21 protein-coding genes are annotated in these 20,218 nt (G+C 64.3%); 3 read left to right on the top strand and 18 right to left on the bottom strand.

From position 1 onward, the window contains the following. Positions 1–8 precede the first annotated feature (8 nt). The 3 genes from QNN99_RS04430 to QNN99_RS04420 form a co-directional block, all read right to left on the bottom strand. Positions 9–1,121 carry an NADH:flavin oxidoreductase/NADH oxidase gene (locus QNN99_RS04430; RefSeq protein ID WP_229965223.1) on the bottom strand — a complete coding sequence of 371 codons (1,113 nt, stop codon included), beginning with the start codon at positions 1,119–1,121 and terminating at the stop codon, positions 9–11. 11 nt (positions 1,122–1,132) lie between these two features. Further along, positions 1,133–2,101, bottom strand: coding sequence for a tetratricopeptide repeat protein (locus QNN99_RS04425; RefSeq protein WP_229965222.1), 969 nt, complete (start codon positions 2,099–2,101; stop codon positions 1,133–1,135). A gap of 64 nt (positions 2,102–2,165) precedes the next feature. Next, positions 2,166–4,034, bottom strand: a complete 1,869-nt coding sequence (locus tag QNN99_RS04420; protein ID WP_229965221.1) for a DUF8094 domain-containing protein — start codon at positions 4,032–4,034, stop codon at positions 2,166–2,168. A 238-nt stretch (positions 4,035–4,272) separates the two neighbouring features. Between QNN99_RS04420 and QNN99_RS04415 the strand changes: the two genes are divergently transcribed. Beyond that, positions 4,273–5,577 carry an AI-2E family transporter gene (locus QNN99_RS04415; RefSeq protein WP_229965220.1) on the top strand — a complete coding sequence of 435 codons (1,305 nt, stop codon included), beginning with the start codon at positions 4,273–4,275 and terminating at the stop codon, positions 5,575–5,577. Positions 5,578–5,650: 73 nt separating this feature from the next. Here the strand turns inward: QNN99_RS04415 and QNN99_RS04410 are convergent, their stop codons facing one another. Next, entirely contained in the window at positions 5,651–6,019 is a 369-nt protein-coding gene (locus QNN99_RS04410) for an Rv1322 family protein (RefSeq protein ID WP_229965219.1), read from the bottom strand. 40 nt (positions 6,020–6,059) lie between these two features. Between QNN99_RS04410 and nucS the strand changes: the two genes are divergently transcribed. Both nucS and QNN99_RS04400 read left to right on the top strand, forming a co-directional pair. Continuing rightward, positions 6,060–6,755, top strand: a complete 696-nt coding sequence (gene nucS / locus QNN99_RS04405; RefSeq protein WP_229965218.1) for an endonuclease NucS — start codon at positions 6,060–6,062, stop codon at positions 6,753–6,755. Between the two features lie 325 nt (positions 6,756–7,080). Next, a complete protein-coding gene (locus tag QNN99_RS04400; protein ID WP_104101230.1) occupies positions 7,081–7,284 on the top strand; it encodes a cold-shock protein in 204 nt (67 codons plus the stop codon). A gap of 113 nt (positions 7,285–7,397) precedes the next feature. Here QNN99_RS04400 and murA read toward each other — a convergent pair whose 3' ends face one another. The 14 genes from murA to QNN99_RS04330 form a co-directional block, all read right to left on the bottom strand. Next, positions 7,398–8,663 (bottom strand): UDP-N-acetylglucosamine 1-carboxyvinyltransferase, encoded by a 1,266-nt coding sequence (gene murA / locus QNN99_RS04395; protein ID WP_229965217.1) that lies wholly within the window; start codon positions 8,661–8,663, stop codon positions 7,398–7,400. A gap of 84 nt (positions 8,664–8,747) precedes the next feature. Then, positions 8,748–9,176 carry a DUF2550 domain-containing protein gene (locus tag QNN99_RS04390; protein WP_229965216.1) on the bottom strand — a complete coding sequence of 143 codons (429 nt, stop codon included), beginning with the start codon at positions 9,174–9,176 and terminating at the stop codon, positions 8,748–8,750. Between the two features lie 9 nt (positions 9,177–9,185). After that, positions 9,186–9,479 (bottom strand): F0F1 ATP synthase subunit epsilon, encoded by a 294-nt coding sequence (locus QNN99_RS04385; RefSeq protein WP_229965215.1) that lies wholly within the window; start codon positions 9,477–9,479, stop codon positions 9,186–9,188. 5 nt (positions 9,480–9,484) lie between these two features. After that, a complete protein-coding gene (gene atpD, locus QNN99_RS04380) occupies positions 9,485–10,948 on the bottom strand; it encodes a F0F1 ATP synthase subunit beta (protein WP_229965214.1) in 1,464 nt (487 codons plus the stop codon). A gap of 77 nt (positions 10,949–11,025) precedes the next feature. Beyond that, positions 11,026–11,919 (bottom strand): F0F1 ATP synthase subunit gamma, encoded by an 894-nt coding sequence (locus QNN99_RS04375; RefSeq protein ID WP_229965213.1) that lies wholly within the window; start codon positions 11,917–11,919, stop codon positions 11,026–11,028. A 97-nt stretch (positions 11,920–12,016) separates the two neighbouring features. After that, positions 12,017–13,654, bottom strand: a complete 1,638-nt coding sequence (gene atpA / locus QNN99_RS04370; protein WP_229965212.1) for a F0F1 ATP synthase subunit alpha — start codon at positions 13,652–13,654, stop codon at positions 12,017–12,019. 101 nt (positions 13,655–13,755) lie between these two features. Continuing rightward, complete coding sequence (locus QNN99_RS04365; RefSeq protein ID WP_229965211.1) at positions 13,756–14,571, bottom strand: F0F1 ATP synthase subunit delta; 816 nt, start codon at positions 14,569–14,571, stop codon at positions 13,756–13,758. Continuing rightward, positions 14,571–15,119, bottom strand: coding sequence for a F0F1 ATP synthase subunit B (locus QNN99_RS04360; protein WP_229965210.1), 549 nt, complete (start codon positions 15,117–15,119; stop codon positions 14,571–14,573). The genes QNN99_RS04365 and QNN99_RS04360 overlap by 1 nt, the downstream gene beginning before the upstream one ends. Before the next feature lie 42 nt (positions 15,120–15,161). Continuing rightward, a complete protein-coding gene (locus QNN99_RS04355) occupies positions 15,162–15,371 on the bottom strand; it encodes an ATP synthase subunit C-like protein (protein WP_152219239.1) in 210 nt (69 codons plus the stop codon). An 84-nt stretch (positions 15,372–15,455) separates the two neighbouring features. Continuing rightward, positions 15,456–16,262: a F0F1 ATP synthase subunit A gene (gene atpB, locus QNN99_RS04350; RefSeq protein ID WP_229965209.1), complete on the bottom strand. Its 807-nt coding sequence runs from the start codon at positions 16,260–16,262 to the stop codon at positions 15,456–15,458. Positions 16,263–16,341: 79 nt separating this feature from the next. After that, the gene (locus tag QNN99_RS04345) at positions 16,342–16,611 is read right to left on the bottom strand and encodes an AtpZ/AtpI family protein (protein ID WP_229965208.1); all 270 of its coding nucleotides are present in this window, start codon (positions 16,609–16,611) and stop codon (positions 16,342–16,344) included. Further along, complete coding sequence (locus QNN99_RS04340) at positions 16,604–17,113, bottom strand: Cg1360 family ATP-synthase-associated protein (RefSeq protein ID WP_502858644.1); 510 nt, start codon at positions 17,111–17,113, stop codon at positions 16,604–16,606. The genes QNN99_RS04345 and QNN99_RS04340 overlap by 8 nt, the downstream gene beginning before the upstream one ends. A 115-nt stretch (positions 17,114–17,228) precedes the next feature. Beyond that, positions 17,229–18,227: an MraY family glycosyltransferase gene (locus tag QNN99_RS04335; protein ID WP_229965206.1), complete on the bottom strand. Its 999-nt coding sequence runs from the start codon at positions 18,225–18,227 to the stop codon at positions 17,229–17,231. Beyond that, positions 18,227–20,152: a polysaccharide biosynthesis protein gene (locus tag QNN99_RS04330; protein WP_229965205.1), complete on the bottom strand. Its 1,926-nt coding sequence runs from the start codon at positions 20,150–20,152 to the stop codon at positions 18,227–18,229. Before QNN99_RS04330 ends, QNN99_RS04335 begins: the two co-directional genes overlap by 1 nt. Positions 20,153–20,218: the final 66 nt, after the last annotated feature.

The raw sequence follows: 20,218 nt of genomic DNA, 5'->3' as shown, positions 1-20,218 counted from the left end.
CGGTACGGCTAGGCCGGCCGCGCCCGCTCATACTGCGGCGCCCAGGGAAGCTTGGCGTCCAGTTCGCCGGCCGCCCGCATCCACCAGTGCGGGTCCCGCAGCGCGGCCCGGGCGATCAGGACGGCGTCGGCGCGGCCGGCGCGGAGGATGTCCTCCGCCTCGGACGCCGTGCTGATCAGGCCGACGGCGGCGGTCGGAACACCGGCAGCCGCACGGATGTGCTCGGCAAATCCGGTCTGATATCCCGGTGCCACCGGAATACTGGCGTCGGGCACGGCTCCGCCGGTGGAGACATCCACCAGGTCGACGCCGCGGTCGCGGGCGGCGGCGGCCAGGCGCGCCGAGGTGTGTTTGTCGACGCCGCCGTCGGTCCAGTCCGTCGCGGAGATCCGCAGGAGCAGCGGCATCGACTCGGGGATGACCGCCCGAACCGCATCGACGACTTCCAGTGTCAGGCGGCTGCGGGCTTCCTCGGACCCGCCCCAGCCGTCGGTGCGGGTGTTGACCAACGGGGTCAGGAACTGGTGCAGCAGATACCCGTGCGCGGCGTGGATCTCGATGGTGTCGAACCCGGCATCCACCGACCGCTCGGCGGCCTGCGCGTAGTCCGAAATCACCTGCCGGATGCCTGCGTCGTCCAGCATCTGCGGGGCGGCGTAGCGGCCAAAGGCATCGGCCGTGGGGCCCACGGTCCGCCATCCGCCGTCGGCCTCCGGAACACTGCCGCGCTGCTCGGCGAACGGAGCAAACGTGGAGGCCTTGCGCCCCGCATGAGCCAGCTGCACGCCGATCTTCGTGCCGGCGGCACCGTACCGATGGACGAAGTCCGTGATGCGCCGCCAGGCCGCCGTCTGCTCGGAGGTGTAGAGGCCGGTGTCCTGCGGGCTGATCCGCCCCTCGGGGCTGACCGCCGTGGCTTCGGTGATGATCAGCGCCGCTCCCCCGGCGGCGAAGGAACCCAGATGCATCAGGTGCCAGTCGTTCGGCACTCCGGGTGCGGTCACGGGGTCGGCCGAGTACTGGCACATGGCGGCCACCCAGCCGCGGTGGGACAGCTCCAGGCCCCGCAGCGTCACGGGGTCGAACAGGCCGGGGTTCAGGGGCGCTGCGTGTTCACTCATGCCGCGGCCGCTTAGAAGAGGGCCCGGGCAAGGGCGGAACGTGCCTTGGTCACCCGGGGGTCCGTGGTGCCCACCACTTCGAACAGGTCCAGCAGGCGCAGCCGGGCCTTTTCCCGGTCGTCGCCGAAGACGCGGGCGATCAGCCGCACCACGCGGTTGAAGGCGTCCTCCACGTGGCCGCCGGTAATGTCCAGGTCGGCGACGGCCAGCTGGGCCTCGACGTCGTCGGGGTTCTCCGCCGCGTTGGTGCGCAGCTTCTCGGCGTCAGCGTCCTTGACCCGTGCCATGAGTTCCACCTGGGCCAGGCCCGCCTTGGCCTCGGCGTCGGCGGGCTGCTCCGCCAGCGCCTTGCGGTAGGCGGCGGCGGCGCCGTCGTAGTCCCCGGCAACGATCGCGTCGTAGGCTTCCTGGTGCAGCGGAGGCAGCGGAGCTTCTTCCGCCGGCTCCCCGGCACCGCCCTCGTTCAGGGTTCCGGTGACGCCGTTGGCCGCTGCCACCTGCAGCAGCTCGGCGATCAGGGCGCGGATCTGTTCCTCCGGCACCGCCCGGTCGAAGAGCGGCACCGGCTGGCCCTTAAGGACCGCTGAGACGGTGGGAACCGCCACGGCCTGGAAGGCCTGGGCGATCTGCGGATACGCCTCCACGTCCACCCGCCCCAGCAGCAGCTTGCCGTCCTGTTCCGTGACGACGCTCTGCAGCACCGCACTGACCTGGGCGGATTCGGGGCTGCGCGCCGAGTACAGGTCGATGATCACCGGAACCTGCTCGGACAGCTGGACCAGCTGGGGGAAGGTCTGCTCGGACACCTCAACGATGTACGGGCTTGCTGCCGGCTGGCCGGGACCGGGCCGGCCCGCCCGGTCGGAGCCCGCGGCTGCCGGCGGCGCCGTGGCTTTGGCCTTCAACCCGGAGAGGTCGACGGCGCCCCTCAGGTTCATCGTGGAAGCGGCCGGTGCGGGACGGTGGTTGGGAGTGCTCATGGCTTCACCTTATTACGCAGTCTCGGGTCACCGGCAACCCCGGTTTCCCTGATGGAGGGTGGGGCTATTTCAGGGTGGCGGAGAGCAGCTCCTGGACGGCGCCGATCACTTGGAGCGGTGCCGTGCTGCCTGCCGGCGGAACGTACAGCATGACTCCTTCGCCGTACTTGACGTCGATGCCGGCGTCGGTGCTCGTCTCGCCGGTCAGCGTCTGGTAGATGGTGCCTTCCAGGTTGATGGAGTCGCCGGCTTCGCGGGGAACACTCGTATAGCTGCTGTCCATATAGCCGAACACGATGGCTCCGCCGTCAGCGGTGCGCAGGGCGCTCGTGTCTTTGGGCACCGGCGTGTGCTTGAAGGTGATCTTGGCGAACTCGTTGTCCGGGCTGGCCGTGACATCGGTCTGGAACCTGGTCACGGCCTCGGCGAAGGTATTCGGCGAGAAGGTGTCCTTGTTCTTGCCGGCCGGGTTGGTCAGGGCGTCAGCCAACGCGTCCACCGCAGCCTGCGGGGAAGCGGCAAGGCCCTCGGCGGAATCTGCCGGCGCCGGATCCACACCGGCGTTGCCGGCCGGACGCGGCGGGAAGCTGGTTCCCGGAAGCATCCGAACGGACGAAACGAGCTTGTAATTCTCACGCGCCGAGTTCTGCACCAGCAGAAGTGCCTGCGGGACCTCGTTCTCGGGCCCCTGGGTCACCGCCACGATGCTGCGCGGAAACTCGGTTCCGCCCATGATCAGGTCGGTCTTCAGCGGCTCGGCGGAAACCGCCTCCGGCGCCGCGTGGGTGGGCACCTTGGCTGCCGTGGCATAGCCGGCCTTTCGCAGCGCCGCTGCGGGGCCGCCGGCGCGAGTGGCCAGCAGCGCGGGGTCCTTGGCGGCATCCGCTTCCTGGACCGTGGTGGCCACGTCGTCAAGGATTCGTTCCAGCTGCGCGTCCAGGACCACGGGCGGCACGGGTTCATCGGCCTCATCGGCGGCTTCGGAGGCTTCGGAGGTGGGAGCCGCGGTCAGCGGCAGGGCGGCAAGGGCCGGCGCCGGAACGGCGCCGAAGGCCAGGACGGCGGCGAGGGCGGTGCCGAAGGCCGCAGCCGGTCCACGGCGGCGCAGGGCGGGCACAACGCTGAACGACGACGAACCGGCCGGGTCAGAGGTGCGGCTCTTTCCGGAATCTGCGGCCGGTGCGGGCTGCCCGGACGGGCTGGCGGGCACCGGCTTATCGGCAGGGGCCGCTGGGTCCGCTGCCGGCAGCGAGGTGGTGCTGGCTGTTGCCGGATGCGCTGCCGCTGCGGTGTCCCGGGCAGGACCTGCGGTGGACGGTCCGCTGCCGCCGGAACCGCGTCCGCTGTTGCCGCGGCCGGCGACGAAGGCCAGCGCCAGGCCGAGAACGGCGAGGAGCGCGCCTCCCACGATCAGCGGCACGGCAAAGGGTGTTGTGGCATCGTTGGCGTAGGTGACCGATACGTCGGCGGGCGCCGGAGCGGTGCCGTCCGTGGCCAGCAGGATCTGCCAGTCACCCGATGCCGGAGCTTCCCAGGTGAAGGTCGTTTCGCCGTCGACTTCCTGTTCGGAGACCCAAAGGTCGGATCCGGCGGGGTTGGGCACGGTCGGCGTGCCTTCGGCGAGCTCGGAGGTCAGGCTCTCGCCGTCGGCACCGACGCGCACGGCGGAGGCGTCGCCCACCCAGGCGTCCACGTCGTCAGCCCGGCCCACGGCCATCAGGAAGGGGCCATCGCCCGCTACCGTCAGGTCCACGCCCCCGGGGTGTGCGGTGAGGACATCAGCGCCGATAACAGTCAACGGGGCCTGCTGGTTTTCGGACGGCGCTTCGGCTGTGACAGTGCTGGGCGGAGCCCAGACCGTTCGCTGCCCGATGCCGAGAAGCATCAGCAGGACTCCGATCACGATCAGCGGAACTGCAATTTTGTTTCGCACAACTTACCTATCTTCAGTCTCGGTGCAATCGCCTCACCTGTAGGCAGGCTGAAACGGGACGTGGAGTCTCTTGGCTATCGGGCGGTAATTGGGTTTATAACCCAATGGTAACGAAATCCCCGGAACGGTCACATTCCGGTGTGTGCGGCGGTCGCCGCTCCGCTATCCGAGCCCCGTGCGGCTGATAATCTGGCGCTTCGTACCCGGGGCGTTCGCTACATACAGGAGACATGCAAAAATGGGCGAGAACCAGGACCGGCCGGCCGAGGAACCGCGGAAGGATCCGCAGCAGGCAGGGGAACCGGCGCGTACTTTTGACCGCACGCCGCGGCAGGGCTTCCTGGCAGCGGCTTCCGGCCGGCTGCGGCAGGCTGTTCCGCATGGCGTACCCGGCGCTCGTCCGCGCCCCAGGTTTGAGTTTCCTCCAGAGGTCAACGCGCCTGCGGAGGCGAGCTCCGGCGAAAGTTCGGCCAGCGGGACGCCCGGCAACGCTGACGACTCGGCCCGCGGCATGACCGCCCCCATTCATTTCGGCTTCATGTTTTCCGTGGGCGTGGGATTCGCCCTGCTGGTTTTCTTCATTCTGACCAATGTCGGAGAGCTCCTGGTGTGGATCGGTGCCGCGCTCTTTATTGCCCTGGGACTGGATCCGATTGTGCGCTGGCTGGGCGCCCGCCGCATTCCCCGCCCCGCCGGAATCGCGATCACGCTGCTGATCCTGGCCGGCATCGTGGCCAGTTTTTTCGCCACTCTGATTCCCACGATTGTCCGGCAGACCTCGGAAATCATCAGCAACGCCCCCGGTTATGTAAACACCTTCCTGGAATCCGATTTCTTCGTGAACATCGATGAACAATTCCATGTGAGGGAGCGCATCGAAGAGGAAGTCAACAAGTTCTTCACGAACCCCGACGCCCTCGGCGGTGTTTTCGGCGGCGTTTTGTCGGTCGGCACGGTAATTGCCAACGGGCTCTTCGGCGCGCTGATCATTCTGGTGCTGACCCTCTATTTCCTGTCCTCGCTGCCCTCCATGAAGATGTGGGCCTACCGGCTGGCCCCGCGCAGCCGCCGCCGGCGCGTTGAGTCGCTTTCGGAAGAAATCACCAGCAGCGTCGGCAACTACGTGTTCGGACAGGCAATAGTTGCGGTGCTGGATGCCAGCTATGCCTTCATCGTGATGTCCATCGCGGGCGTGCCGTTCTCCGTGCTGCTGGCCTTCGTGGTGGCGCTGCTGGCTTTTATTCCGCTGGTTGGTCCCCCGATTGCCCTCATCCTGGTTTCCCTGGTGGCGCTCACCGTCAGCTGGCAGACGGCCGTGGTCTTCGCCCTCTTCTACCTCGCCTACCTGCAGTTCGAGGCGTACTTCGTCTCCCCGCGCATCATGCAGCGCGCCGTGGCGGTGCCCGGAGCGGTGGCCGTCATTGCGGTTATTGCCGGCGGCACGCTGCTGGGGGTCCTCGGCGCGCTCATCGCGATCCCGACCGCCGCAGCGGTGCTGCTGCTGCTCAAGGACGTCTTCATCTCCCGCCAGGACCACCGCTAACCGGGATGCGTCCCGTGCCGCCGCCGGAGCCGCCCTCAGCCCTGCCGGCCGCCAGCGGCGGCCCAGGCGGCCGTCAGCGGCGGCCCAGGCGCCCGCCGCCGGACCTGCGGGTGCGCCAGCAGCGATCGTGCCAGTGCCTGCGGTCCGACACCGCGGTGTCCCGGCCCAGCAGCGAATCCTCCTGCCACACCACCAGGTGCGGCACGCCGGGCGGAATGATCATGCCGCATCCGGGGCATTTATAGTCCTTGGCCGCGTTCCGTGCCGTGATTTGCCGCACTGACCATTCGCCGTCGGGCGCGCTCTCGCGGTGCGGGATTCCGGCCCGCGTCCGCTCCAAATCCACCTCGGCCGCGGGGGTTGCCCACTTGCTGCGGGCGCTGCGGCCCAGATTGGCGTTGGCTGCGCCCGGCGGGCGGCGGGGACGGTTGGAACGGGGCATACAAGTCATTTTGCCCGAGCGGAGCCGGTAAAGTGCAACTGTGCGTTTAGTTATTGCCCGCTGCTCTGTTGACTACATCGGCCGCCTCCGTGCCCATCTTCCGCTCGCCGCCCGTCTGCTGATGGTGAAAGCCGACGGTTCCGTCCTGATCCACTCGGACGGCGGCTCCTACAAACCCCTGAACTGGATGAGCCCGCCGGCCACCCTGCGGATCACCGCGCCCGAGGACGACGACGCCGAAACGGGCGTCATCGAAACCTGGAACGTCCAGAGCACCAAGACGGATGACAAGCTCGTCATCAGCATCTACGAACGGTTCTCCGAGACCTCCCACGACCTGGGCGTGGACCCCGGCCTGATCAAGGACGGCGTGGAGGCCGACCTGCAGCGCCTGCTGGCGGAACAGATCACCAAGCTCGGCGACGGCTTCACGCTGATCCGGCGCGAGTACATGACGGCGATCGGACCGGTGGACATCCTGGCCCGCGATGCCAAGGGCGCCACGGTGGCCATCGAACTCAAGCGGCGCGGCGACATTGACGGCGTGGAGCAGCTGACCCGGTACCTTGAACTGCTGAACCGGGATCCGCTGCTGGCTCCCGTCCGCGGCGTTTTCGCTGCGCAGCAGATCAAGCCGCAGGCCCGCGTGCTGGCCGCTGACCGCGGAATTGACTGCCTGACTTTGGACTACGACGCCATGCGCGGCGTCGACGATTCGGCCTCGCGCCTCTTCTAGCCGTCTTCTAGCCGTCGTCCAGCCAGGCCGAATTTCGTCGCCGAAATGCCTAACTGGTGCCTCGCCCAACGGGGCTGGAGCGCTTAGTTCGCAGGCCCGAAAATACTTGGAAGTTTTTTCGGCAAATTCGTTGACCACTCATTGGCGGTGTGTAATCCTATAACCAGTCTTTGTGTAGGTGTTATTCATGCTCGCAAGACCGTTGCGAGCGTGAAGCTCCTCAAGGAACTGCTGAATGGCAAGGATCTTGAGCCTTCCCGTTTCAGTAACAATAGGCCTCCGCGGGGTGTGGCGGCCGGAAGTTCCACTTATGAGGAGAAACAAAATGGCACAGGGTACCGTCAAATGGTTTAACGCTGAAAAGGGCTTCGGCTTCATCACTCCCGACGATTCAGACGGCGACGTCTTTGTTCACTACTCTGAAATCCAGACCGGTGGATTCAAGACCCTCGACGAGAACCAGCGTGTTGAGTTCGAAATCGGCCAGGGCGCCAAGGGCCCCCAGGCCACCGGCGTCACCGCGCTCTAAGCGCCACTGCGCTTAGCGTCACCACGCTTTTCGGCTCCGGTTCCTCCGGACCAACAACAAAGTCCCCGGCATTCGCCGGGGACTTTGTTGTTGGGAGAACGTACCTGTGGCCGTCAGCTCCGCCGGCGGACGACCTGCGCGCCCAGGCCGCGGAGATTCTCCATGAAATGCTCGTACCCGCGGTCGATGTGGTCCACGCCCCGCACCTCGGTGGTCCCCTCGGCAGCGAGCCCGGCGATCACCAGGGCGGCGCCGGCCCGGATGTCGTTGGCCTCCACCGGAGCCCCGGAGAGTCTCGGGACGCCCTGGATCAGGGCATGGTGCCCGTCCAAGCGGATGCCGGCCCCCAGCCTCGCCAGCTCCGAGGTGAACCCCCAGCGCGCCTCAAAGACGTTCTCCGTGACCATGCCGGAGCCGCTGGACACAGCGTTCAGGGTGACAACGAACGGCTGCAGATCGGTGGGGAATCCCGGGTAGGGAAGGGTGGAGACGTTGATCGGCTCCGGGCGCTCCGGACCCTTCACGGTGAAGCTGTCCTCCCCCACCGTGACCGAACAGCCGGCCTGTGTCAGCTTGTCCAGCACCACGGCCAGGGCAGAGGCGTCGGCGTTCCGCACCTCTATGCAGCCGCCGGTGACAGCCGCCGCGAATGCCCAGGTGCCGGCAACAATGCGGTCAGGCACCACACGGTGAACCACCGGTTCCAGCCGCTCCACGCCTTCGATGACGAGGGTGTTGGTTCCGATCCCGGAGATCCGCGCGCCCATCTCGTTGAGCATCTCGGCGATGTCGGTGATCTCCGGTTCGCGCGCCGCGTTGTCGATCACCGTGGTGCCGGCGGCCAAGGTGGCAGCCATCATCAGGTTCTCGGTGGCACCGACGGAGGGAAAGTCCAAGAGATGCCGGGCGCCGATCAGGCCTTCAGGCACGGAGGCGACAAGGTAGCCGTGGTCAATGGTGATGGTGGCGCCCATCAGCTCCAGTCCGGCGCGGTGCATGTCCAGACCGCGGGAGCCGATGGCGTCCCCGCCGGGGAGCGCAACTTCGGCCTGCCGGCAGCGGGCCACCAGAGGACCCAGAACGGAGATGGAGGCACGCATGGCCCGCACCAAGTCGTAGTCGGCCTGGTGCCCCGGCACTTCGGGGACCTCCACTGAAACGGCGGCCGCTTCGACGTCGTAGTCGACGGTGCAGCCCAACCTGCGCAGCAGCTCGGCCATGATCCAGACATCCTGGATGTTGGGAACGTTGGTGATGGTGGAGCGTCCCTGCGCAAGCAGCGTGGCTGCCATGAGTTTCAGGACGCTATTTTTGGCTCCGGGGACACTGACAGCTCCGTTGAGCGTGGACGGCCCGGTAACAACTATGACGTCTTCCATCCCTTAATACTAAGGTGGGTTCGAATTACCAAGACGCCCAACCAACTGGGAAAGGTCAAAGGCGGCGGACGTTTTGGTCTTGCGTCAGCGCCAGGTTCCGATGCCGATGACGGGGCCGGCTTCCAGCCACGAGGAGAGGCCCGTGTAGACCTCGTAACTCATGGCGACCAGTACTTCGCGGCCCTCGTATTCAAGGTTCACCACAATGGCGCCCGGTTGGATGCGGGCACGCTCAGCTTCGGTCGGCTGCCGCCAGCTGCCGATCTCCAGGGAGCTGCGCAGGAAGCGGTGGGGCGGACGCGGGCTGAGCGAAATAAGGCGCAGCCACTCCAGGTGGGTGTCCGTATAACGACAAACCCCCATCTGCCACCCGCCGGGCGGGAGGCAAATGGAGGCATCGAAAGTACCGAGGGCGCGCCGCAGCTGGCTGCGGCGCACCCCGAACAGAACCACTGCCAGTACCAGCAGGCAGAGAAGCCCTGCCAGCGCAATGAACACATAAGAGCTGCTCATTGGGAAGGGTCAGCGAGTCCCAGCGTTGGCTGCGTCGTTCATCTGAGCGTTGTCAGCGACAATCACCACGCGGTCGCGGTCGACGGAGAAGAAACCACCGTCAACGTTCACCGTAAAGCGCGCGCCGGACACCGGTTCAATGGCCATTTCGCCTTCGGCCAGGATGGCCAGCAGCGGGGTGTGGCCGGGAAGGATCCCGACGTCGCCCTCGCTGGTACGTGCCTTGACCATCTTCGCCGCGCCGGACCAGACAAAATGGTCAGCGGCAACAATCTCAACTTCGAGTTCAGCAGTGTTCGCCATAGGGCTTACTTCCCGGTCTGCTCTTGGATCTTCGCCCAGTTGCGCTCTACATCGTCCATGCTGCCGACGTTGAAGAAAGCCTGCTCGGCGATGTGGTCAACGTCGCCGTCGCAGATGGCCTTGAAGCCCTCGATGGTTTCCTTGATGGTGACCGTGGAGCCCTCGACGCCGGTGAACTGCTTGGCGGTGTAGGTGTTCTGCGACAGGAACTGCTGGATGCGGCGTGCACGTGCCACAACAATCTTGTCCTCTTCGCCCAGCTCGTCGATGCCGAGGATGGCGATGATGTCCTGCAGTTCCTTGTTCTTCTGAAGGATCTGCTTGACGCGGACAGCCGTGTCGTAGTGCTCCTGGCCCACGTACTGCGGGTCGAGGATGCGCGACGTGGACGTCAGCGGATCCACGGCCGGGTACAGGCCGCGCGAGGCGATTTCACGGGAAAGTTCCGTGGTGGCGTCCAGGTGCGCGAACGTGGTGGCCGGGGCCGGGTCGGTGTAGTCATCAGCAGGCACGTAAATGGCCTGCATCGACGTGATCGAGTGACCCTTGGTGGACGTGATGCGCTCCTGCAGGAGACCCATCTCGTCAGCCAGGTTCGGCTGGTAGCCCACGGCGGACGGCATGCGGCCCAGAAGCGTTGAAACTTCGGAACCTGCCTGCGTGAAGCGGAAGATGTTGTCGATGAAGAGCAGCACGTCCTGGTTCTGCACATCGCGGAAGTACTCCGCCATGGTCAGGCCGGACAGGGCCACGCGCAGACGCGTTCCCGGCGGCTCATCCATCTGGCCGAATACAAGGGCGGTGTCCTTCAGGACGCCTGCCTCTTCCATTTCAACCCAGAGGTCGTTGCCCTCACGGGTACGCTCGCCGACACCGGCGAATACCGACGTACCACCGAAGTTGCGGGCAACACGGGTGATCATTTCCTGGATCAGCACGGTCTTGCCGACACCGGCGCCGCCGAACAGGCCGATCTTTCCACCCTTGATGTACGGGGTGAGAAGGTCGATCACCTTGATGCCGGTTTCCAGCATCTCGGTGGAGCCCTCAAGGTCCGCAAAGTTCGGAGCCTTGCGGTGGATCGGCCAGTGCTCGGTGATTTCGAGCTCGTCTTCGCGAACGTCCAGGGGCTTGCCCAGGACGTTGAAGATGTGGCCCTTGACGCCGTCGCCCACGGGGACATGGATCGGTGCGCCGGTATCCTTGACGGCTGCGCCGCGGACCAGGCCGTCGGTGGCCTGCATGGAGATGGCGCGCACGAGGTTGTCGCCGAGGTGCTGGGACGTTTCGAACGTAATGGTGCGGGTCTCACCGTTGAGCGTCAGCTCGGTGGTCAGCGCGTTGTAGATGGTGGGAATTGCGTCAGCCGGGAATTCGACGTCGACAACCGGGCCGATGACACGGGCGATACGGCCGGTGGCACCCGAGGCTACGGAATTAGATCCGTGCTCGACAGTTTGGGCAGTCATCTCTCTCACTTCACTCAGTTAGATGGCGTGTGGACTAAGTTTGCTTCTGGTGGAACTACGCCGGTTGGCGGCTGGAGCTAGGACGCGCTGAGCGCGTCGGCACCGGCCACGATCTCGGACAGTTCCTGGGTGATCTCGGCCTGGCGGGCGTTATTGCGAAGTCGCGTGTACTTCTTAATAAGGTCGGAGGCGTTGTCCCCTGCGGACTTCATTGCGCGCTGGCGGGCGGCGAGCTCGGAAGCGGCTGCCTGAAGCATGGCTGCGAAGATGCGCGACTCGATGTAGCGCGGCAGCAGTGCGTCAAGAACCTTTTCGGGCTCGGGCTCGTACTCGTAGAGAGGCAGCAGCTCAGTCTCGGACTGTGCTTCTTCCTCGACTACTTCCAGCGGAAGCAGGCGGATCACCGTGGGTTCCTGGACAACCATCGACTTGAAGCGCGTGTAGACAATGTGGATTTCATCCACGCCGCCGTCTTCGTAGTCAGTGTTGAAGTCATCAAGAAGTGCCTGGCCGATTTCGCGGGCTGTTTCAAAGTCCGGTGCATCGGTGTTTCCGGTCCAGACACGCGCAGCTTCGCGCTCACGGAAGTCGTAGTAGGCCTGCGCCTTACGTCCCACCAGGTAGGTCTTGACCTCTTTGCCCTCTTCACGGAGCAGTTCGGCCAAGGATTCGCTTTGCTTCAGCACACTGGCGGAGTACGAACCAGCAAGACCGCGGTCGGAAGTCAGAACCACCATGGCTGCCCGGCGGATTTGCTCCGGCTCGGTAGTCAGCGGGTGATCGATTTCCGACTGGGACGCCACAGCAGAAACGGCACGGGTGATCGCATTGGAATACGGCAATGACGCAGCCACACGGGTGCGTGCCTTTCCAATGCGAGAGGCAGCAATCAGCTCCATCGCCTTGAAGATCTTCTGCATCGACGTCGTCGAAGCGATCTTCTGACGGTAGACCCGAATTTGGGCTCCCATACTTTTCCTTTCAGTTCCTAGCGTTCTACTAGGGGCTAAGGCTTTGGCAAGGGTTCCGCGTCCGGATCAGATGATCCGGACGCGGAACGAAGAGCCGCTAGCGCTTCTGCTTGACGATCTTTTCCTGGTCAACAGCGTCTTCGCCCAAGGCTGCGTACTCTTCGTGGCCGGCGGCAACCATGTGGTTGTCTCCTTCGCCGAAGAATCCTTCCTTGAACGCGACTACGCGCTTCTTGAGTTCCTCCACAGTGGAGTCCTCAAGCTTGCCCGTCTGCGCCAGGGTGGTCAGCACCGAGGTGCTGTGCTTCAGGTGGTCGATGAACTCGCCTTCAAAGCGGAGAACATCTTCCACGGGAACATCGTCCAGGTAGCCGTTGGTGCCGGCCCAGATCGAAACAACCTGCTCTTCAACGGGGTACGGAGCGTACTGACCCTGCTTGAGGAGTTCCATCAGACGCGCACCGCGGGTGAGCTGCTGGCGGGTGGCTGCATCGAGGTCCGAAGCAAACATGGAGAATGCCTGCATGTCGCGGTACTGGGCCAGTTCCAGCTTCAAAGTACCGGAGACCTTCTTCATGGCCTTCTGCTGAGCAGCTCCACCGACGCGCGAGACGGAAATACCGACGTCGACGGCGGGGCGCTGGTTGGCGTTGAAGAGGTCCGACTGCAGGAAGATCTGACCATCGGTGATGGAGATGACGTTGGTCGGGATGTACGCCGACACGTCATTTGCCTTGGTCTCGATGATGGGCAGGCCCGTCATCGAACCGGCACCGAGCTCATCGGAGAGCTTCGCGCAGCGTTCCAGCAGGCGGGAGTGCAAGTAGAACACATCGCCCGGGTAAGCTTCGCGTCCCGGCGGGCGCCGGAGCAGCAGGGATACGGCGCGGTAGGCTTCGGCCTGCTTGGACAGGTCATCAAAGATGATCAGTACATGCTTGCCGCCGTACATCCAGTGCTGGCCAATGGCCGAACCGGCGTAGGGAGCCAGGTACTTGAAACCGGCGGGGTCCGAAGCGGGGGAAGCAACAATGGTGGTGTACTCCATTGCGCCCTTGTCTTCGAGGGTGCGCTTGATTTCAGCAACGGTCGATGCCTTCTGGCCGATGGCTACATAAATGCAGCGCACCTGCTTCTGAACATCTCCGGAGTCCCAGTTCGCCTTCTGGTTAAGGATGGCGTCAACGGCAATGGCGGTCTTACCCGTCTTGCGGTCACCGATGATCAGCTGGCGCTGTCCGCGGCCAATCGGAATCATGGCGTCGATAGCCTTGAGACCGGTCTGAAGCGGTTCGTGTACCGACTTGCGCTGGGTTACGCCCGGCGCCTGAAGTTCCAGTGCGCGGCGTCCCTCGGCCTCGATCGGGCCCAGGTCATCCATCGGCTCGCCCAGCGGGTCGACAACGCGGCCGAGGAAGTTGTCCCCGACAGGTACGGACAGGACTTCACCGGTGCGGTGAACTTCCTGGCCTTCTTCGATCCCGGCGAAGTCGCCGAGTACAACGACACCGATTTCACGGGTGTCAAGGTTCTGGGCGAGGCCCAGTGTGCCGTCCTCGAACCGAAGCAGCTCGTTCGCCATGACGGAGGGCAGGCCCTCCACACGGGCAATGCCGTCGCTGGCGGTTGTTACGCGGCCAACTTCAACGCGCTCTGCGTTTCCGGGTTCGTAGGACGCCGCAAATTCGTTCAACGCATTACGGACGTCGTCGGCGTTGATGGTCAATTCGGCCATCTGCAGTCCCTGCTCTCCTGTGTTGTGATCATCGCTTGGTGCCGATGACCGTGATTAATTCTCAAATGATCTGAACTGGTCTCAACCGTCCCGCGGGACGGCTAGACCGCGAGCTTCCGACGGAGGTCGGACAGACGGGAAACTACTGATGAATCCAGTATCTCGTCTCCCACTGCGATCCGCACGCCGCCGATCAGTGACGGTTCAACGTCGGCGTTGATCTTCAACTCACGGCCGTAGAGTCCATTAAGAGAGGACTGCAGACGCGAAAGCTGCTCTTGGGTCAACGGACGGGCGGCCCGAACCTCGGCAATCCAGCGCTTCTGGCGCCCGGCAACGAGATCCAGGAAGCGTGCCACGAGGGCACTGGGCTTCAGGCCGCGCGGATGCGTGACTGCCTGGCGGATCAGTACCAGTGCTTCGGGGCTTGCCCCGGGCACCAGCTTCTGCGCCAGAATGACCTTTGCCTCAGGCGATGCCTGCGGCTCGGACAAAGCCCGCTGAAGTTCGTGGCTGGAAGCGACTGCCCGGCGGAACCGGATCAGGTCGTCTTCCAAGGCGTCTAGGCCTGCAAGACCCGATCCGCGGTTTTCTGCCGTTGCTGAAACAACAGTGGCAGCCAGTTCCTCGAGCGCATCACCCAAGTCACGCGGAGACCGCCAACGCGAGGAGACCAGATCAGCAACAATGGCCTCGGCGTCTGCCGAAACCTTGCCGCGTACCAGCTGTGCAACCAGCGCCGCCTTGGCATCGCTTTGACGGGCGGGATCGGTCAGCGCACGCCGGATACCGGCGCTGCTGTCGAGAACGCCCAGGATTCCAAAGAGTTCCTCTGCCAGTGACAGCGAAGCAAACGGAAGCTTGGCTTCCAGCTGCTTCTGCGCCACGGCCAGTGATTCGCTCGATACTCCTGCCATTACCTAGCTGCACCTGCGTTCTCGTTTTCCAGTTCCCCAAGGAAACGGTCCACCACGCGTGCGGCGCGGGCGTCATCCTCAAGCGTCTCGCCGATGATGCGTCCGGCCAGCTCGGTTGCCAGTGTGCCGACCTCAGCGCGGAGCGACGTAACAGCCGCCTGCCGCTCTGCAGCGATCTGCACCTGTGCCTGCTCGGTGATCCGTGCGGACTCAGCAGCGGCCTTGGCCTTCAGCTCCGCGAGGATCTGGGCGCCTTCAGCGCGTGCTTCTTCGCGGATGGCGTTGGCTTCTGCCCGGGCATCGGAAAGCTGTGCCTTGTATTCGACCAGCGCTGCGCTGGCTTCTGCCTGGGCCTTTTCGGCCTTGGCAATGTTGCCTTCGATGGCTTCCGTGCGCTCCGCAAACGTCTTCTCGAAGGCCGGCACCACAAACTTGACGACGATGAACATCAGTATGGCGAAACTGATTCCCGTCACCAGGATTTCCCAGATGTTGGGCATCAGGGGGCTGGCGCCTTCAGAGGCTGCCAACATGACTACCTGATCCATAATGCACCCGTCCTATCTGCTTGGTGGGTCAGTCGGTTCGGACTAGACAATGAACGCGAGAACCAGACCAAGGATAGCGAGGGCTTCGGTCAGTGCCAGACCCAGGAATGCGATCGGCTGGAGTACACGCTGTGCCTCCGGCTGGCGTGCAACGCCGCTGATGTAAGCGAAGAAGACGAGGCCCACGCCGATTGCGCCGCCGATTGCGGAGAGGCCATAGCCGATTGCGTTGAGGCTACCTTCGATTTCCATGTGTTTTTTCCTTTCAAGATGCCCTGAAGGGCAGGTTGCTTGGGGTTTCCCCGAGGGGAAGCTTAGGTTTCCCGGAGGGAAAGCTTAGTGATCGTCTGCCAGCGCGCCCTGGATGTAAATGGCGGTCAGCAGAGTGAAAACGTAGGCCTGGAGCACCATGATCAGTGCTTCAAGCATGTACATGGCGATACCGCCGCCTAGAACCAGCACCGAGGAGGCCTGGAGCAGGATGTTGTCCTGGAGGACCAGGAGGTATTCGATGCCGGCGCCGGCGAGCATGATGATCAAGTGTCCGGACATCATGGTGGCGAACAGACGCAGGCTGTGCGTGATCGGCCGGACCAGGAAGTTGGAGATGATCTCGATCGGAACCAGAACGGGGAGGATGTACCACGGCACGCCGGACGGAACCGTCGCCTTCACGAAGTACTTCATACCGTGCTTCTTGATGCCAACACCGATCCACGTCACGTAGACGATTGCTGCCAGCAGGTACGCTCCGCCCGGGTGGGAGAAGCTGGGCAGCTGGATGAACGGAATGGCACCGTAAATGTTGTTGACAACAATAAAGAAGAACAGTGCGAAGAGGAACGGAACGAACTTAAGGAAGTCCCGCTCGCCGATTACGTCCTTGGCGATGCTGTTACGGACGAAGCCGTAACCCCATTCGCCCAGGAACTGCAGGCGTCCCGGCACGAGCTTTCCCTTGCGGGAAGCAAGAATAAAGAACACAGCGATGATGACAACTGAGATGATGACCAGCAGCATCTGCTTGCCAACACCGGTACCGTATTCGGCGCCCCACGGGAAAATCTCAGGGAGGTGCATATCTGAAATGGCCGGCGGAACGAATCCACCTTCATTAGTGGCCGGGAGTGCAAGCGCGATCAACGCGTTTCCTCTCTGCTGTGTCCTTCATCGGGCGTGTGAATCGGGGCAAGGGTAGTTGCCCGGTCTAAAATCTTTGGCATTACTGTTCGGCTTCTTCACGGTCGTGGGCTGGAGGGCCGACGCTGGCTTTCGCAGGTTTGCTTCCGGTCAGGCCGTGCACTTTGGTCAGGTAAAATCCGGCGGCGGCTCCGAAAAGAATGCCGACGAGCACCAACCACTGGGTCTCGAACAGATTGTCCAAAAACCACCCTACCAAACCCCAGGCGACGATCCCGCCAATGATATAGCTGAAGACGCGCATGCCGGAGTCGTACGTGGACTCGGGGTCGAACCCGGGTTTTTCAGACATCCTTTTCCCCTTTTACTGAAGATGGTTCCCGGGCCGGCGCAGGCGTCGGCTGCGGCTCGTCGTCGTAAAGCTGGAAACGAATCCGGGAGAAGGCACGAATTTCCGCGATCTGCCACACCACCACGGTGAGGATGGCGGCGGTGAAGAACCACGTGGCGTCCAGCCACGCGGGCCTGCCGATCATAAACAGCACCGCGGCGAAGAGGACCACTTTGACGATGTAGATCAAAGCGAACATTGCCATGGCGCCGTGCGGATTGTCGCGGCCCACTACATGGACGATCAGGAGGCTGACGCCGCTGAACGCCGCGACGAGCGCCCAGCCGAACAGCACGCTGCCGAGGCCCGTGGTGCCGGCAGCAATTAAGGAAGCCGCGCCGAGAACGACAACCAGCATTCCCGTCCACTTCATTGAGGCTCGGAAGATACCGAGCCAGGGATTCGAAGTGGGTCCGGAGGCGACAAGGGGACGTCCAGTCAGGGCACCGTCTGCGGGGCTCATAACTCTTGGGACATCCTTCGGGCCGGTGCGGGTGGGAGCTGCGGCGCGGGAATCCGCGACAGAAGAAATTCTACAACACATAGAAGTTGCCGCCGGCCGTGCGCGTCATGCAGGCTCACACGCGGGTGCGCTGCCGGTCGAAGATCCGGGGCGACAGCAGGTAAAACACCACCACCGCCAGTGCGAACAGGGTCACGGCGACTTTGAGCACATCGCCGGCGCCGGCCACAACCAGCCCCGCCGTCCCCGTCAGCAGGGTGCACACGGTGACCACGGCCGCCGACTGCAGATGGCTGAGCCCCGCGTCCGTCAGTCGCTGATAGACGTGTTGGCGGTGCGCCGCGTACCAGCGCTCTCCCCGGCTGATGCGCATCAGGAGGGTGGAAAAGGTGTCAGCCAAGTAGATGAGGATCGGGAAGAGCAGATACTCCACGTTGACGCCGGCGAGGAAGGCGGCCACCGCGGTGCCGGCAATCGATGCTCCCAGGAGGTAGCTGCCGACGTCGCCCATGAACACCGATCCGCGGCCCAGGTTCCACGGCAGGAAAGCGGCAAAGGCGGCGGCGGTGACTGCTCCGGCAACTGTCATCCAGACGTGGTCGCTGAGCAGACCGCCGACGGCGTACAGGACTCCCACGGTGATTCCGTGCAGCCCCGAGATGCCGTTGACGCCGTCCATGAAGTTGGCGACGTTGATGTAGGCGGCGATGGCCAGCGCCCCCACGGGCACCCACCAGTAGCTCTGCTCCATGGTCCACACCAGTGCCGTGGTGCCCAGGACTCCGAGCGCCAGCTGCAGTCCGGCGCGCAGCCGGACGGACAGGCCGCGGAAGTCCTCAATCCAGCCGAGCAGGGACGCCGACGCGATGATCACGATCAGGATGAGCACAATCGAGCGGTCAACGGCCACCAGGCCGGTCAACAGGGACAGCATCAGCCCCAGCAGGACGCCTGCGGCGATGGTCACGCCGACGCCGCGGATAATCTCCTTGGTGTGGGAGGAGCGCTCGTTCGGGATGTCCAGGACACCAAGCCGGCGCAGCAGGGGTATGAAGGCGAAGGGAAGCAGCAGGCTCACCAGGAAGGCTGCACCGACACACAGGGCCAGCAGCATCAGCCCGTCCGCCGTTCCGCCGTGCCGCCGTTGAACGGATGCACGCGGGCCCGCTCGGCGGACACTCCCCCGTGCGCTGCCCCGGGCACTCCCCCGATGCCCGTGACCGGGGGCAGGACCTCTCCGTGGGAGTCCACGCCGCACTTGTGCAGCCAGTCCTCGAACCGCAGGTCCGAGGGGTTGAGCTCGTCGACTGCCGTGTGGGAGATCTTCGGGTGCAGCGGACGTGAGTCGTCTTCGCCCGTCCCGACCAGGATTTCGTGCAGCTTTTCACCCTGCCGAAGCCCGGTGAACACAATTTCAATGTCCTTGCCGGACATGTCGATCATCCGCCGGGCGACGTCCAGGATCTTCACGGGCTCGCCCATGTCAAGGATCAGCACTTCACCGCCGCGTCCGATCGCACCCGCCTGGATCACCAGCTGGCAGGCCTCGGGAATGGTCATGAAGAAGCGGGTGACCTCGGGGTCCGTCACGGTCAGCGGCCCGCCCTGGCGGATCTGTTCGGTGAACAGCGGCAGCATGGAGCCACGGCTGCCGATGACGTTGCCGAACCGCACCGACACATAGCGTTCGCCGCTGCTGTCGGCCATCCAGGCGGTGAGCTTCTCGGCCACGCGCTTGGAGTGCCCCAGCACAGTGGTGGGATTCGCCGCCTTGTCGGTGGAGATGTTCACAAAGTATTTGACCTTGGCCTTTTTGGCCGCGCGCAGGACATTCGCGGTTCCCAGCACGTTGGTCTTCCAGGCCTCCTGCGGATACTGCTCCAGGAGCGAGACGTGCTTGAGCGCGGCGGCGTGGAAAACGACGTCGGGCCGGCGGTCGGAGAAGATCTGTTCCAGGGCGTCGGGGTCCCGGATGTCGGCAAGGACGGTGTCCTTGCCGTTGAGCAGTCCGTGGCCGGTGATGGACAGCTGAGTGAGCTGAAGGCCCGTCTCGTCCCGGTCCACCATGATCAGCTCCGCGGGGTCGAAGGCCGTGATCTGGCGGCACAGCTCGGAGCCGATGGAACCGCCGGCACCGGTGACCAGCACCTTGCGGCCGGTCAGGTAGCCGGCAACTTCCTCCACATGGATGTCCACGGGGCGGCGCCCGATGAGGTCCTCGACGGCAACCTCGCGGAAGTCGGTCAGTCCGGCCCCGGCGCCCTTGCTCAGCATGTCCTTCAGCGGCGGCAGCACCAGCACGCGCAGGTCCAGTCCTTCGGCGCGGTCGGTGACCAGCCGCACCTGGCGGGCTTCGACGTCGGCGATCGCGATGATCAGGACGGTGGCACGGGTGCGCTGCACGATTTCGCGCAGGTCTTCGAGTTTTCCAAGCACGGGCACCGTGGACAGGCGCAGGTGCTTCTTGGCCGGATCATCGTCGATCAGCCCCACCGGATAGTAAGGAGATTCCGGGTCCTTCATCATGCGGGTCACGAGGGAACTGCCCAGGAATCCGGCGCCGTACACCAGCGTGCGGGAGGCCTCATCGCCGGGGCGTGCCTTGCCCTCGACGTACATGCGCTTGAGGTAACGCATGGCTGCCATGAACAAGCAGGCGAACGGGAAGGCAATCATTCCGGTGCTTCGCGGGATGTCGATGGCCAGGCCGAAGAGTGCGCTGACCAGGACCAGGATGGCGGCAACCACCAGGGTGACGATGGCAAGCAGGCGCATCTCGTGGAAGCTGCCGAAACTGTAGCGGCCGCGGTACAGCGCGAAGGAATAGCCGACGATCAGCTGGACCAGCACGGCGGCCCCGCAGAAGACGGCGACGCCCCCGGGATTGATCTGGTCCACCGTGAGCTCGTACCGGAGCACCAGCGCCAGGACGATGGCCACGATCCACGCCAGCGAGTCCAGGATGTACTGCGACCACAGCCACAGCGCAGGCTTTTCGTCGCGGATGGGACCGCGCTCGTCCGTGCTTGTCTGCCTCATAATCCTCAACGGGTGGTTCCCCGGTTCTCTTCTCGGTGGTTGAAACACAGTTCGGAAGAATCCGGT

This window comes from Arthrobacter sp. zg.Y820 (assembly GCF_030125555.1).
Classification (GTDB): Bacteria; Actinomycetota; Actinomycetes; order Actinomycetales; family Micrococcaceae; genus Arthrobacter_B.
This window is presented reverse-complemented; position numbering and strand designations above follow the sequence as displayed.

Excerpts from the sequence above, each read along its gene's own strand:
- QNN99_RS04430 (WP_229965223.1), bottom strand. The coding sequence starts at position 1,121 with ATGAGTGAACACGCAGCGCCCCTGAACCCCGGCCTGTTCGACCCCGTG.
- QNN99_RS04425 (WP_229965222.1), bottom strand. The coding sequence starts at position 2,101 with ATGAGCACTCCCAACCACCGTCCCGCACCGGCCGCTTCCACGATGAAC.
- QNN99_RS04415 (WP_229965220.1), top strand. The coding sequence starts at position 4,273 with ATGGGCGAGAACCAGGACCGGCCGGCCGAGGAACCGCGGAAGGATCCG.
- QNN99_RS04410 (WP_229965219.1), bottom strand. The coding sequence starts at position 6,019 with ATGCCCCGTTCCAACCGTCCCCGCCGCCCGCCGGGCGCAGCCAACGCC.
- QNN99_RS04400 (WP_104101230.1), top strand. The coding sequence starts at position 7,081 with ATGGCACAGGGTACCGTCAAATGGTTTAACGCTGAAAAGGGCTTCGGC.
- murA (WP_229965217.1), bottom strand. The coding sequence starts at position 8,663 with ATGGAAGACGTCATAGTTGTTACCGGGCCGTCCACGCTCAACGGAGCT.
- QNN99_RS04390 (WP_229965216.1), bottom strand. The coding sequence starts at position 9,176 with ATGAGCAGCTCTTATGTGTTCATTGCGCTGGCAGGGCTTCTCTGCCTG.
- QNN99_RS04385 (WP_229965215.1), bottom strand. The coding sequence starts at position 9,479 with ATGGCGAACACTGCTGAACTCGAAGTTGAGATTGTTGCCGCTGACCAT.
- atpD (WP_229965214.1), bottom strand. The coding sequence starts at position 10,948 with ATGACTGCCCAAACTGTCGAGCACGGATCTAATTCCGTAGCCTCGGGT.
- QNN99_RS04375 (WP_229965213.1), bottom strand. The coding sequence starts at position 11,919 with ATGGGAGCCCAAATTCGGGTCTACCGTCAGAAGATCGCTTCGACGACG.
- atpA (WP_229965212.1), bottom strand. The coding sequence starts at position 13,654 with ATGGCCGAATTGACCATCAACGCCGACGACGTCCGTAATGCGTTGAAC.
- QNN99_RS04365 (WP_229965211.1), bottom strand. The coding sequence starts at position 14,571 with ATGGCAGGAGTATCGAGCGAATCACTGGCCGTGGCGCAGAAGCAGCTG.
- QNN99_RS04360 (WP_229965210.1), bottom strand. The coding sequence starts at position 15,119 with ATGGATCAGGTAGTCATGTTGGCAGCCTCTGAAGGCGCCAGCCCCCTG.
- QNN99_RS04355 (WP_152219239.1), bottom strand. The coding sequence starts at position 15,371 with ATGGAAATCGAAGGTAGCCTCAACGCAATCGGCTATGGCCTCTCCGCA.
- QNN99_RS04345 (WP_229965208.1), bottom strand. The coding sequence starts at position 16,611 with ATGTCTGAAAAACCCGGGTTCGACCCCGAGTCCACGTACGACTCCGGC.
- QNN99_RS04340 (WP_502858644.1), bottom strand. The coding sequence starts at position 17,113 with ATGAGCCCCGCAGACGGTGCCCTGACTGGACGTCCCCTTGTCGCCTCC.
- QNN99_RS04335 (WP_229965206.1), bottom strand. The coding sequence starts at position 18,227 with ATGCTGCTGGCCCTGTGTGTCGGTGCAGCCTTCCTGGTGAGCCTGCTG.
- QNN99_RS04330 (WP_229965205.1), bottom strand. The coding sequence starts at position 20,152 with ATGAGGCAGACAAGCACGGACGAGCGCGGTCCCATCCGCGACGAAAAG.